The sequence below is a fragment of the Paenibacillus sp. N22P23 genome (assembly GCF_059383735.1).
Window position 1 is genome coordinate 87,816 of record NZ_JBXENT010000013.1, and the last position, 11,992, is coordinate 99,807.

14 protein-coding genes are annotated in these 11,992 nt (G+C 53.4%); 9 read left to right on the plus strand and 5 right to left on the minus strand.

Annotation, left to right across the window (positions count from 1 at the left end; genetic code table 11):
- Positions 1–635: 635 nt before the first annotated feature.
- Positions 636–980, minus strand: coding sequence for a cupin domain-containing protein (locus tag AC506A_RS28830; protein ID WP_495464459.1), 345 nt, complete (start codon positions 978–980; stop codon positions 636–638).
- Between the two features lie 11 nt (positions 981–991).
- The gene (locus AC506A_RS28835; protein ID WP_495464460.1) at positions 992–2,035 is read right to left on the minus strand and encodes an NADH:flavin oxidoreductase/NADH oxidase; all 1,044 of its coding nucleotides are present in this window, start codon (positions 2,033–2,035) and stop codon (positions 992–994) included.
- Positions 2,036–2,217: 182 nt separating this feature from the next.
- Here AC506A_RS28835 and AC506A_RS28840 point away from each other — a divergent pair, with 182 nt between their 5' ends.
- The 4 genes from AC506A_RS28840 to AC506A_RS28855 all read left to right on the plus strand — a co-directional run bounded on the left by AC506A_RS28840 (position 2,218) and on the right by AC506A_RS28855 (position 7,070).
- Positions 2,218–3,336 (plus strand): nitric oxide synthase oxygenase, encoded by a 1,119-nt coding sequence (locus tag AC506A_RS28840; RefSeq protein WP_495464461.1) that lies wholly within the window; start codon positions 2,218–2,220, stop codon positions 3,334–3,336.
- Between the two features lie 184 nt (positions 3,337–3,520).
- Complete coding sequence (locus tag AC506A_RS28845) at positions 3,521–5,635, plus strand: DEAD/DEAH box helicase (RefSeq protein WP_495464462.1); 2,115 nt, start codon at positions 3,521–3,523, stop codon at positions 5,633–5,635.
- A gap of 92 nt (positions 5,636–5,727) precedes the next feature.
- Complete coding sequence (locus tag AC506A_RS28850; protein ID WP_495464463.1) at positions 5,728–6,246, plus strand: GNAT family N-acetyltransferase; 519 nt, start codon at positions 5,728–5,730, stop codon at positions 6,244–6,246.
- Positions 6,247–6,671: 425 nt separating this feature from the next.
- On the plus strand, positions 6,672–7,070 hold the full coding sequence (locus AC506A_RS28855) for a VOC family protein (protein ID WP_495464464.1): 399 nt from the start codon (positions 6,672–6,674) through the stop codon (positions 7,068–7,070).
- Positions 7,071–7,126: 56 nt separating this feature from the next.
- Here AC506A_RS28855 and AC506A_RS28860 read toward each other — a convergent pair whose 3' ends face one another.
- Positions 7,127–7,606 carry a Gmad2 immunoglobulin-like domain-containing protein gene (locus tag AC506A_RS28860; protein WP_495464465.1) on the minus strand — a complete coding sequence of 160 codons (480 nt, stop codon included), beginning with the start codon at positions 7,604–7,606 and terminating at the stop codon, positions 7,127–7,129.
- Between the two features lie 138 nt (positions 7,607–7,744).
- Here AC506A_RS28860 and AC506A_RS28865 point away from each other — a divergent pair, with 138 nt between their 5' ends.
- Positions 7,745–8,269 (plus strand): hypothetical protein, encoded by a 525-nt coding sequence (locus AC506A_RS28865; RefSeq protein ID WP_495464466.1) that lies wholly within the window; start codon positions 7,745–7,747, stop codon positions 8,267–8,269.
- Positions 8,270–8,335: 66 nt separating this feature from the next.
- Positions 8,336–9,067 carry a WecB/TagA/CpsF family glycosyltransferase gene (locus tag AC506A_RS28870; RefSeq protein ID WP_495464467.1) on the plus strand — a complete coding sequence of 244 codons (732 nt, stop codon included), beginning with the start codon at positions 8,336–8,338 and terminating at the stop codon, positions 9,065–9,067.
- A gap of 658 nt (positions 9,068–9,725) precedes the next feature.
- Here the strand turns inward: AC506A_RS28870 and AC506A_RS28875 are convergent.
- Positions 9,726–10,232, minus strand: coding sequence for a ferritin (locus AC506A_RS28875; protein WP_495464484.1), 507 nt, complete (start codon positions 10,230–10,232; stop codon positions 9,726–9,728).
- Positions 10,233–10,345: 113 nt separating this feature from the next.
- Positions 10,346–10,570: a DUF1450 domain-containing protein gene (locus AC506A_RS28880; RefSeq protein ID WP_090986610.1), complete on the minus strand. Its 225-nt coding sequence runs from the start codon at positions 10,568–10,570 to the stop codon at positions 10,346–10,348.
- A gap of 179 nt (positions 10,571–10,749) precedes the next feature.
- On the opposite strand from AC506A_RS28880, the gene AC506A_RS28885 reads away from it, so the two are divergent.
- The 3 genes from AC506A_RS28885 to AC506A_RS28895 are packed head-to-tail and all read left to right on the plus strand — an operon-like array spanning position 10,750 to position 11,991.
- A complete protein-coding gene (locus tag AC506A_RS28885; RefSeq protein WP_495464468.1) occupies positions 10,750–10,956 on the plus strand; it encodes a YwbE family protein in 207 nt (68 codons plus the stop codon).
- Between the two features lie 5 nt (positions 10,957–10,961).
- Positions 10,962–11,453 (plus strand): NanQ anomerase/TabA/YiaL family protein, encoded by a 492-nt coding sequence (locus AC506A_RS28890; RefSeq protein ID WP_495464469.1) that lies wholly within the window; start codon positions 10,962–10,964, stop codon positions 11,451–11,453.
- Positions 11,454–11,502: 49 nt separating this feature from the next.
- A complete protein-coding gene (locus AC506A_RS28895) occupies positions 11,503–11,991 on the plus strand; it encodes a CcdC family protein (protein WP_495464470.1) in 489 nt (162 codons plus the stop codon).
- The last annotated feature ends 1 nt before the right edge of the window (position 11,992 follow it).

The window sequence follows — 11,992 nt, forward strand, 5'->3', positions numbered from 1 at the left end:
AAGCCGTCTCTCAGCAAATAAACTAACCACTTTCCATTGCGGCGGATGATGAGAGTTCGGGAATTGGACTCTCAACGTCAAAAACACGTCGAAATGCAGCTGAGAGTACGAAAGTCGAACTCTCAGTAAACAAACTAACCCGATTCCTCCTAAGTCGGATGGTGAGAGTGCGAAAAACGAACTCTCAAAGTCAAAACCACGCCGAAATGCAGATGAGAGTACGAAAATCGGACTCTCAGCACAGAGGCGAGAGCGTTTGGTGCGCTGAAAGCGAATATGACGCTCTCGTATGCTGCTTTTGGGTCGAAACGAGCTCAACATGCGGATTTCTCATACTTTAAGCGGATATACCGCTTATAGCGCAGAGATTAGCTAGTTTGGAGCATCGATAGCGGAAATACCGCTAATCGAGCCGGTTCCCGGGCCGAAACGAGCTATTATGCGGATTTCTCAGACTTTAAGCGGATATGCCACTATCGGTGCAGAAATTAGCTAGTTTGCAGCCCTGATAGCGGATATACCGCTTATCGAGCTGGTTCTCACTAGTTTGGCGCGCGATGCCCCGCCGCCTCAACCCACCAAAAACACAAAAAGCTGAGAAGGCCAACGTGCCTTCTCAGCTTTTTCACAACCATTTATACCGTTACGCGGTCACCGCGCGTAGTCGGGGACGAAATAACGAGGAATTCCACCGGTTCGATGGTGGAGCCCAGCATCTGGTGAGGGGTGAGCGGCGGCACCTCGACACCTTCGTGCGGCCCAATAATAACAGGCACGCCGTCGATTTCAAGCGTCGCCGTCCCGGACAGCATGAAGAAAAACTGCCGCGACTGCTCATGATAGTGCCGCAACTCACTGGCACCGGCGGGCATCCGCTCGTGGATGATGCTGAGCTGGTCATTTTTGACCAAATGCCAGCCGTCGCATACGTCGCCCCAGATGTAATGCTCCGCACTCTGCTTGCTCACATTTACCTTCATACGAGCCCGCCTTAATAGCCGCGTTGGTATTGCCGCGGAAGAAACGCCGCAGCTTCGCCAGAGCCCTTCTCGGCTACCGCTTGGATCGCATGCAGCGCCCAATACGGGTCGCGCAGCATACCGCGGGCAACGGCTACGAGATCGGCATTGCCTTGCGCAATCGTCGCGTTCGCCAGCTTCGGCTCATCGAGCAAGCCGACGGCGATGACAGGCACGCTCAGCGCATCCCTCACTGCGCGAGCAAGCGGCACCTGATAACCGGCATAAATCGCCGGGCGATTGGCACCGGTAACCGGCGCTTCGCCACCGCTCGAGACGTGAAACATGTCGATGCCGGCTTCTTGATAGCGTCGGAAAATCTCAATTCCCTGCTCAAGCGTATAGCCGCCTTCTGAGAACTCGGCTGCGGAAACCCGAATGATAAGCGGCATATCGGCAGGCATCACGCTTTTTACAGCTTGAATGACTTCCACACCGAACAGTGCACGGTCCTGACCGTATTCATCCTCGCGTCGGTTCGTGACCGGTGATTGGAACTGGTGGATCAGATACCCGTGGGCGCCGTGGAGCTCGATCGTATCGACACCGGCTTCAACCGCGCGGCGAGCTGCTTCCCGGAACTTCACCACCATGGCTTTCACTTCTTCAGTCGTCAATGCACGAGGTGTACGGTAGGCTTCACTGAATGCGATAGCGGAAGGAGCAACAGGGTCTACCGCTTCTTCGGCCTTACGTCCGGCATGGGCAATTTGGATGCCGATCTTCGCGCCGTGACGGTGCACTTCCGAAATAATGCGGCGATAAGCCGGGATCTGCTCATCTGACCACAGGCCAAGACAACGCTCCGTGATACGTCCATCCGGCTCGACATCGGTCATTTCCATAATGATCAGGCCCGTGCCGCCAACCGCGCGAGTCACATAGTGAATATAATGCCATTCGTTCGGCGTACCGTCCTTTGCATCTACGGAATATTGGCACATCGGCGCCATAACGATGCGGTTCTTAAGTGACAGGCTTTTCAGCGCAAAAGGTTCTGCTAATCGGTTCAACATGCTCCACTCCTTCTTATTTGAATACCTATAAAGCAGCAATTCAACAGTAAGCTCAGCCTCAGTATACCCCTGTCACTTACATTTTGAAAGTGAAATTCCTTCCACAAGCTGGGAAACGGGAATTCGTCAAGCAAATCCGTTATAATAAAGATAACTAATCATCGGGCAGGCAAGGAGAAGTTATGCAGAATCAACAGACGATCATCAACAATGTAGGGCTGCTTCAGGAGGCGGAGACGTTTATCAGACAATTCGGCAGCGAGCTCTTTATTGCCGAACAGGAGACAGCGGCACGAATAGCGGAGATCACAGCGGAGATCGCTGCCACCGGAACGTATACGCATACTTTGGAGGAGCTTGCCTACGGGGCTAAGCTGGCATGGCGCAACAGCAATCGGTGCATCGGCCGATTGTTCTGGGATTCGTTAACCGTGCAGGATGCGAGAGAAGCGACTGCCGCGGCTGATATCGCCAAAGCGGTTTTTCGTCATATTGAACATGCCACAGGTGGAGGTAAAATATTACCTTCTATCACCGTTTTTGCCCCGTGCGTAGACGCAGAATCGCCTCGTATCCGAATCTGGAACGATCAGTTGATCCGATACGCGGGTTACCAGAAGGAAGATGGTACCGTTCTTGGCGATCCGATATCGGTGACCCTTACGCAAACGTGCATGGAGATGGGCTGGCGGGGGACCGGAACTGCGTTCGACGTGCTGCCGTTAGTAATCCAAATCGGCTCGCAGCCGCCGGAGTGGTTCGATATTCCGACGGATATCGTCCTCGAGGTGCCGCTATCTCACCCCGACTATCCTGCTTTCGACGACTTGCAGCTAAAATGGTACGCGGTTCCGTTCGTCTCGAACATGCGTCTTGAGATCGGCGGTCTTCATTATACGGCGGCTCCGTTTAATGGCTGGTATATGGGCACCGAAATCGGGGCGCGCAATCTCGCTGATCCATTTCGATACAACATGCTGCCGGCAGTAGGCACGTTGATGGGGCTGGATACAACCAGAGAGATCACTTTATGGCGTGATCGGGCGCTCGTAGAGCTGAATGTAGCGGTGCTGCACTCCTATAAGGCGCAAGGCGTTACGATCGTCGATCACCATACCGCGAGCAAGCAGTTCGCTCTGTTTACAGAGAAGGAACGGCGAAACGGCCGAATGCCGACCGGACGATGGTCCTGGTTGATTCCACCGCTGTCCCCGGCGACAACGGCTATTTTTCACAACCGATATGAGGATACGGAGCTAAAACCGAACTATTTTGCTCAAAAGGCTCCTTACGAGTCGTAAAGGATAGGTTGGCGGGCGTGCGATACGGACAAAATAAGGATAAACAGTGGAGAAAAATGGTCGGTAAGCGACATTTTTACTGGGAATTGGGAAGAATCGGTACATGAGCAGGTCCGTAATGTGGTACGATAGAAATGCCGGTTTTCGAACGGGAAGGTTTTTATAACTAAAAGAGGTGGATGTATTGGCAGGTTTTGAACAATTAGGTATTGCCAAGGAACGGTCGCAGTCGCTGCGCAATGAAGGAATTCATGAAGCGACACCGATTCAAGAAGGCGCAATACCCGTTATTATGCAGGGCAGCGACGTAATCTGTCAGGCACAGACAGGTACGGGCAAAACGCTCGCGTTCCTGCTTCCGATGCTGGAGAAAATCAGACCGGAGCGCGATGATTTGCAGGGTCTCATCCTTACGCCGACGCGTGAGCTTGCGCTGCAAATTACGACAGAACTGAAGAAACGGCTTGCAACGAAGGACGAATTCAGCGTGCTGGCTGTTTATGGCGGACAAGATGTGGAATCGCAGCTGCGGAAGCTTCAGCGTGCGGTTCATATTGTTGTTGCTACACCAGGCAGGCTGCTTGATCATATCCGCAGAGGCACAGTGAAGCTTGGTTCGGTCAAAATGCTCGTGCTCGACGAGGCCGATCAAATGCTGCACATGGGCTTCCTGACAGAAGTTGAGGAAATTTTGAGCCAAATGCCTTACCGCAAGCAAACGATGCTGTTCTCGGCTACAATGCCGGGCGGTGTACGCTCGCTGGCGCAGCGGTTCATGATCGAACCGAAGGACATCACGGTGCGCGCACCGCAAGTGACGTTGAAGGCCATTCGCCAACTGACGGTTGAAGTCGGCGCGAAAGATAAGATGGAGCAGCTGCAGCGTCTTCTGGGTGAGTACAACCCTTATTTGGGTGTTATTTTCGTCCGTACGAAGAAGCGGGCTAGCGCGCTTAACGAATTCCTGCAAGAGAATGGCTTTAACAGCGACGAGCTGCATGGCGATCTCACGCAATCGAAACGCGAGCAGGTTATGAAACGGTTCCGCGATGCGAAGATTCATTTGTTGGTTGCGACTGACGTTGCAGCACGTGGCCTTGATGTTGAAGGCATCACACATGTATTCAACTTCGACATCCCGGAAAATGCAGAGAGCTACATTCACCGGATCGGCCGTACTGGTCGCGCAGGTGAAGATGGTCTTGCGATTACGCTCGTATCTCCGCATGATCGTCTGGAGCTTGCTGCTATCGAGAAAGGCATTAATCAGCCGATTCCGCGTGAGAAGAATCGCGGCGGCGCACCGATTCGCACATCGGTGATGGACGATATGCCGGACCGTCAAGGCGGCGAACGCAAATCCGGCGGCTCCGGCCGCAGAGGCGGAACGTCAGGTCAGTCGGCTTCCGGCAAGTGGGCACCAAAGGGCGGACGTTCCGGCCAAGAGGGCCGCAAGAGCAGATCCGGCTTTGGCGGCAACATTGATACCCGGAAAGCCAGCACAGGCGGCGGTGCTTACGGTGGAGCAGCGAAGCGCGGTGAATCGCGCGGAGCAGGTGTACGCGGCGGCGGAGCTGAAGAGGCGCCGCAGTGGGGCGCGGCAAGAGCGGAAGCACCGCGCGGACGCGGCGGAGCAGGCTCGCGCGAAGGCGCAGCAGCGTCTGGCGGACGCGGGCGCTACAGCACGCCGTCCCGCGAAGAAGGCGGACGCGGCGAATTCGGCGGTGCTGGCGCAGCTGAGCGAAGCGGCGGGCGCGAGGGCGCAGGCCGTGGACGCGGCGGCGACTCGTCACGCGGACGCGGCGCATCAGCCGGGCGCAGCGAGTTTGGCGGCGCAGGCGCAGCTGAGCGCAGCGGCGGACGCGAAGGCGCTGGCCGTGGACGCGGCGGCGACTCGTCACGTGGACGCGGCGCATCGGCTGGCCGCAGCGAGTTCGGCGGCGGAGGCCGTGGAGCATCGGCGTCACGCGGTGAGTTCGGCGGCAGCCGCGGCGGTTCTACGCAGCGCGGCGAATCACGCGGAGCATCATCGGCACCGCGCAGCGAGTTTGGCGGCGGCGCAGCAGCTTCGCGCGGGGATTCCCCGCAGCGCGGTGGAACCGGCCGTGGCGGCGAATTCGGCAGCCGCGGTGCAGGCGCACCGCAATTCCCGAACGGGGGCGGCGATAAGAATCGCGCACGCACTAGCGGCAGACCGTCTTCGGGCGGCAGACCATCCTCAGGCGGCTTCAAGGGCGGCCGAAGCAGCGGTGGAAAGCAAGGCGCGGGCGGACGTCCGCCACGTAAAGGGTCACGTTAATATCCATTGATGAGCTAAGAATGAAGCAAGGCACAAGACGATATTCTGTCGATGCCTTGCTTCTTTTTCTATACATAAAGGAGTAGGGGAAAATGGTGCGTTTAGTTAAGCCGTCAGTTGCTTTGCAAGAAGCTTATTTGGCATTCTATCGGGAGTGGATCGAGAGCGGGGAAGATATCGTTCCGTGGGTGGTTAGTAAGGACCCGAGTGATTTTGAAGCATACATAAATGAATTGAACGAGGCCTGTAAGGAGGAGAATACGCCTGACGGCTGGGTGCCTCACTCCACATACTGGCTGTTGGACGATGACGGGCATGTCGTTGGTGCGGCGAATATTCGCCATAGGTTGAATCAGAAGCTGCTTGAGAGCGGCGGTCATATCGGCTACGGCATTATTCCGTCTGAGCGGCGCAAAGGCTATGCAGCGCAGCTTCTTGCCCTGTCGCTCCAGGAGACGGATGCTCTGGGCATACGCGAAGTCCTCGTCATATGCGACCAGGACAATATCGGCTCGGAACGCACGATTCTGCGAAACGGCGGGCAATTCGAATCGATCTTCACGGAAGCACACGGTAATGTCGTCAAGCGTTTCTGGATTCATCGTTCATAACGTAAAAAAGGGATGCCGCATTCAAGTGGTATCACTCTGAAATGCTCTAACGAATCGTACGGCGCTTATTAGCCCATTCTTGGCTCCTAAAACATGCTAACGAATCGTAGGGACTCTATTTGACGGTTTTTGAGTAGTTTGGAGCCGATTATCCCCATATAAGTCCTCTACGATTCGTTAGATTCTCGAAGCCCCAAAATTCGGCCCAATAAGACCTCTACGGTTCGTTAGATTTTCGCGGAGTGTAAAATGAGGAGTGCGAATTGAGATTTTTACGATGTTAACGCTGTGATGTGTTTATTATTGTTGTAATCATTCGATTATGTCGAATGTGCAACCTGATTTACGAATGCAGGCTTGTTTTGTTACACTTTATGGTAACAATGAAAGCGACAGCTATCGAAAAACGGAGGAGGAATTGACCCATGACCAAGCTTCGACCGTATCTCTATTGCGACGATGCGAAAGTGCAGGCGAACTTCTATGTAGAGGCGCTTGGCGGTGAAATTATTAGCCTGCAAACGTACGGCGATATGCCGGGCGCGGCAGAGGAAACAAAGGATAATGTCATGCATTTGGTGCTGCAGGCGGCAGGTTTGCTGTTCTATATGGCAGATGCCGGACCGATTAATCGCGGCAATGGGATTGACCTCACATTGGAGTTCGAGACCGAGGAAGAAGCGGAGGATGCCTTCAACAATCTGTCGGGAAATGGCGGCAAAATCATCATGCCGTTCGAGCGGATGTTCTGGGGCAGCATGTTCGGCCGATTGGAAGATAAGTTCGGCGTCCGCTGGCAAATTGCTACGCAGCCGGGCCATTAATGTCTCTTTGCGCACAAAAAAGCCGATCCGCTCTTCGCGAATCGGCTGCAATAGTCCTACTCAAGCTTAACTAACGCATCTTCGAATTGATAAGCCAAGTGCAGCTGATGAATGGGCAAACCGTCCTTGGCGCTCGATTCATAGATCGTAAGCACACCGGTCGGGCTGGTCGGCGATGCTGTAAGTCTAACTGTAAATTCGTAATTACCCCATTCCGGCGCTCCTTTGTCAGCCATGACATGTCCCTCCGCGAGCACGTTATGCCCGTCTTCCAACGTATAGCTGAAAGCGGCCTCGCGCGCCTGTCCTTTCACCGTAAAGGATTGGCCGATGACACTTTTCTCAGCAGGCCAATAAACGTTGAACGCCTCGTTGCCGGCGACGATCTTGGGAACTTCAAGGACTGCAGCTGAGGCGGGAGATGGTTCTGACCCTTTGCCAACAGTGGTGGTGCTGTGCTTGGCGCAGGCCACCAACAAAATCATGGGCAGTAATAGAGCCGCTGCAGCCACTACTGGCATTTTATTTATTTTCATACGAATCAACCTGCCTTCTTGTGAGCAAAAGCTCTCGCATCATTCTTGAAAATATTATACGCTTGAAGAAGCGGCCTTAATCAGCCGAAGTTGGTTCGTCGGCCCAATATTAGCGAAGAGCGAGGAGAGTGCGCATTCATGTTTGAATGGCGTCGTTTGCTTCGATTCAACAGATATATAAGAGGCAATGGGCAAGAAGAGATCGACTACCAGTGGCCCACTGCAAAGTTTCCCTTCATCAGCATTCGAACAAGCGTAGGCAAAGGAAAGCCTAAGGTCGCCATCGGAATCATCGCACTTGGCGATGTGGCGATCGGGCTGGTAGCCGGAGGGGCTGTCTCGGTCGGCATCATTTCGGTCGGAGCCGTGACGGTAGGCTGGTTGCTCGCGCTTGGCGCTGTGGCCATGTCAGGCGGGTTGTCCGCCGGGGCGGTTGCCATCGGGGAACTGGCGCTCGGAGCGGTTGCCATCGGCCAGTCTGCTGTCGGTGCGGTAGCGATCGGTCAAAACGCGCTTGGAGCCGTGGCCATTGGGGAGCATGTTCTTGGCGCGGTTGCGATTGGCGAACGCGTTTACGGAATTGTAGCCATCGGTGAGCACGGATTTGGCCTGGTACCGATTGTGGGCGATTTTATCAGATGGGTAGCAGGGCTGTTCCGCTAGGTTTCAACCGATTTCGGCTTTGTGCTACAATAAAAGACAGCATGAGTGTATAGAGGAAGGTGTAGTATGAATACAGTCAATATATTAGGCGTTCCGTTCTCGAAGCGGACGCTTTCGGATACGGTGGCGCTCGTACAAGCGCAGATTGCAGCGAAGGATAAGCCGCTATTTCATCTTATTACAGCTAATCCGGAGATCGTTATGGCTGCACGTTCGGAGAAGCAGCTTCAAACGATCGTGGACGAAGCGGATATTATTACGCCGGACGGCATCGGTGTGGTGCTTGCCGCGAAGTGGCAGGGCGAGCATATCCCTGAGCGTGTGACAGGCTATGATTTGCTGATTCGTCTGTTCGAGGAAGCGAAGCAGCACAACTTCACTCTATATGTCGTCGGAGCGGACGAGCAAACCAATGCGACAGCAGCTGAAATCATCGCAAGCAAATACGCAGGCGTCACCATAGTCGGCAGACATAACGGCTTCTTTAAGGACGGGCAGGAAGAAGCGCTTGTCGCGGATATCGGGCAGAAGCGCCCGGATGTGCTGATCGTAGCGCTAGGCGCACCTAACGCGGAGCGGTGGATCTTCAAGCACAAGAGCCGCTTGCATGCGAAGGTTGCTTTCGGTGTCGGCGGCAGCTTGGATGTCATCGCGGGCAAGGTGAAACGCGCCCCGGTAATATGGCAGAAGCTGAACGTCGAGTGGCTGTACCGCCTGCTCAAGCAGCCGTCCCGCTGGCGCCGCCAGCTCGTACTGCCGAGGTTTGCAGTGACGATACTGACTAGCCGTCGTCGTTAGAAACAATAAAGAGCCGTCTCAAAAGTGTGCATCGCGACTTTTGAGGCGGCTCTCTCTATGCAGTGCGGCTATCTCGTTCGCATAGCACTGGAATATGCTAAAGTCGCTGCCGTGGTTTCGCGCTAACGAACCGTACAGGTCTTATTTGCTCGAAAATAGCCCCTTTTCAAATCTAACGAACCGTAGAAGCCTTATTTAGGAAAAATGGGACGGCAAAGGGCATTTTTTGGCCAAATAAGGCCTGTAGGATTCGTTAGAATTTCGAATCGAGCTATTTTGCAGAAATAAGACCTGTAGGATTTGTTAGAATTTCCAGTGTTCGTGATAGTTAGAATCTGCAGCGTTTGCCGCGTGGTCGGTGGCAGGGAACGGATAGTAGGAGGTTGGTCAGAGCGGATAGTGGGTTGGTGGGTAACGGAGGGCGGATAGTAGGCAGTTGGTCAGCGGATAGCGGGTGGCGAGCAGCGGTCAGCGGATAGCGGGTGGCCGGTGGTTGTGGTTGTTCAGCAGGCAGTGAATGGTCGATGGTTGGTGGTTGGTCAGCGACTAGGTAGCGGGTGGTCGATGGTTGGGAATCGGCTCCTTCATGCGGCGTCTAGCGCACATAAAAAAGTGGCTGAGCGGGAATCCCCTGTTCAGCCACTTTTCGTCACAACACTTAAGCCGTAGTCGGTGGAACGAATGTCCGCTGCGCAAACTCGTTATCGAGCATGAAGAAGGCATTGCTGTCGGTGTCGATTCGTTTCAGCTTGTTAATGATGCTGTCGAACATCGACTCTTCCTCGACTTGCTCATCGATAAACCATTTGAGAAACTGGATCGTCGCATGCTCGCGATCATTCATTGCAAGGTCGGACAAGTGGTAGATCCGCTTGGTGACTTCCTGCTCATGCTGGTAAGCATGCTGGAATGCATCGAGGATTGAGCTATAGTCATTGTTAGGTGTGCTCATGCCGATCAGTGTGACGCGTTTTCCGCGATCGTTCAAATACTTGTACATTTTCATCGCGTGGAAGCGTTCTTCTTCGGCTTGAACAATAAAGAAATTCGCAAAACCATCGAGGCTTTCTCCGGAACAGTAAGCGGCAATTGCCAAATACACGTGCGCGGAATACAACTCGAAATTCAATTGATCGTTCAAAGCTTGGCTGAGTGTATCGTTCATCATCGGCCGCACCTCCCTTTCCAAATGTATTATAAAATAAAAAGAGACGAAGCACCAAACTCCACTAAGGAGTATGGACTACCTCGTCTCCTATATTACCATACTATGCCATATCAGCCTATCCGGTGTTTGAGCTTGGCGTACAACACTTCTGCTGTCGGAGCTACAACGACTTCCGTTTTGCCGATCATTACGATACATTGCTTGGAACACAGCTTGCAGTTGCCGAGACAGTCCTTCTTCTTCTGCTTCAAGTCGGGAAATTCTTGCTTTAAGGTTTTGAAAACAGACTTAGAGCCGTGCTTGAAGTTTCTGCAGCAGTATTTGATCTTTTTCATCCGCCTTGTTCCCGACCTCTCTGGATGGTGTTGTTGTCGTGCTCTACAACAATGATAGTAATTCTCATTCTCACTGTCAATCGTTTCTTTCGCTGCCTGTCCAAATTCTTTACTTCACGAGTAAGCTGGCATATGATGGGAGCATTAAAACCTAATTTTGAAGGAGTATGTAACAAACCATGAGTACAAACGGACAACAACGCTCGGCGATCCGCCCAGGGCTTACTGTAGATATCGTTTTGAAGAAGGATCAAGCAACTGGCAAAACAACAAGGGGCATAGTAAAGGATATTTTGACGAATTCGCCCAACCATCCGCATGGTATAAAGGTGCGGCTGCAATCCGGTGACGTCGGCCGTGTGAAATCGATCGTAGAGGGGCCGTAACGCTTATGATATTCAGCGATTTAACGAATTGGGAGCGGGAGCGGCATACGTTCCCTGCGCCTGTGCGCCGGGCGATTGAACGGCTGCAGCAGACGGATCTAGACGAACTTCCTGCCGGTCGGCATGAGTTTGGCGAACCAGGCATGTTTCTGCTCATTAACGAGCCCGTTACGAGAGATTGGCGTGAAGTGAAGCCGGAGACACATAGGCAGCACACGGATATTCAGCTGCTGCTGAGCGGCCGCGAGCGGATGCGAGTAGCCAAGGTTTCGGAGGAGCAGGTCATTACAGACGACCGCTATGAGACGCAGGATATTGCTTTCTATAATGAGGTTCATAACGAGAATACGATTGATATGGTGCCCGGCGATTTCATCGTCTTGTTTCCGACAGATATTCACAGGCCGAACTGCTCGGTGGAACAAGATATTCCGATTCGCAAAGCGGTTGTTAAGGTACATCGGGATCTATTTGCAACACAGCAGCAAAATGAGTAGGATTAGAGAAAACAAGCGCTTTAGCCGGAAATAAAGGAGCTGCGTCCACATGAGCTTTCTCCCTCAATCAATCTCTCTCCCTCACGTGGCGTCCATCTTGCTCACGCTGCTATCAGGCATAGCGGTCATGTTCTTGCGACTGCGAGCAAGCAATCGGCCTACGACAATGCGCAAAATCATTATTCCGCCGATCGGCATGTCCACCGGCTTTCTGATGTTTGTTGTTCCGATCACGCATGTGCCGTGGTTATGGGCCATTGCTGCTTTCGCTGTCGGCGCGGTATTGTTCGCTTATCCGCTCATCCGTACCTCGAAGCTGGAGAGGGTTGGGGAAACAATCGTATTGAAACGTTCCAAAATGTTTATATTCATTCTGCTCGGTCTTCTCATCGTGCGTTTGCTCGTTCATAACTTAGTGGAGCAGGCTGTCAGTATCCCGCAAACGGGAGCGCTGTTCTTCGTGCTTGCATTCGGAATGATCGTGGTCTGGAGAATCGCAATGCTTCAATCGTATCTTAAACTAATGCGGCGGAGGTAAA

Excerpts from the sequence above, each read along its gene's own strand:
- AC506A_RS28855 (WP_495464464.1), top strand. The coding sequence starts at position 6,672 with ATGACCAAGCTTCGACCGTATCTCTATTGCGACGATGCGAAAGTGCAG.
- AC506A_RS28895 (WP_495464470.1), top strand. The coding sequence starts at position 11,503 with ATGAGCTTTCTCCCTCAATCAATCTCTCTCCCTCACGTGGCGTCCATC.
- AC506A_RS28860 (WP_495464465.1), bottom strand. The coding sequence starts at position 7,606 with ATGAAAATAAATAAAATGCCAGTAGTGGCTGCAGCGGCTCTATTACTG.
- AC506A_RS28830 (WP_495464459.1), bottom strand. The coding sequence starts at position 980 with ATGAAGGTAAATGTGAGCAAGCAGAGTGCGGAGCATTACATCTGGGGC.
- AC506A_RS28835 (WP_495464460.1), bottom strand. The coding sequence starts at position 2,035 with ATGTTGAACCGATTAGCAGAACCTTTTGCGCTGAAAAGCCTGTCACTT.
- AC506A_RS28870 (WP_495464467.1), top strand. The coding sequence starts at position 8,336 with ATGAATACAGTCAATATATTAGGCGTTCCGTTCTCGAAGCGGACGCTT.
- AC506A_RS28885 (WP_495464468.1), top strand. The coding sequence starts at position 10,750 with ATGAGTACAAACGGACAACAACGCTCGGCGATCCGCCCAGGGCTTACT.
- AC506A_RS28880 (WP_090986610.1), bottom strand. The coding sequence starts at position 10,570 with ATGAAAAAGATCAAATACTGCTGCAGAAACTTCAAGCACGGCTCTAAG.
- AC506A_RS28850 (WP_495464463.1), top strand. The coding sequence starts at position 5,728 with ATGGTGCGTTTAGTTAAGCCGTCAGTTGCTTTGCAAGAAGCTTATTTG.
- AC506A_RS28840 (WP_495464461.1), top strand. The coding sequence starts at position 2,218 with ATGCAGAATCAACAGACGATCATCAACAATGTAGGGCTGCTTCAGGAG.
- AC506A_RS28865 (WP_495464466.1), top strand. The coding sequence starts at position 7,745 with ATGTTTGAATGGCGTCGTTTGCTTCGATTCAACAGATATATAAGAGGC.
- AC506A_RS28890 (WP_495464469.1), top strand. The coding sequence starts at position 10,962 with ATGATATTCAGCGATTTAACGAATTGGGAGCGGGAGCGGCATACGTTC.
- AC506A_RS28875 (WP_495464484.1), bottom strand. The coding sequence starts at position 10,232 with ATGAACGATACACTCAGCCAAGCTTTGAACGATCAATTGAATTTCGAG.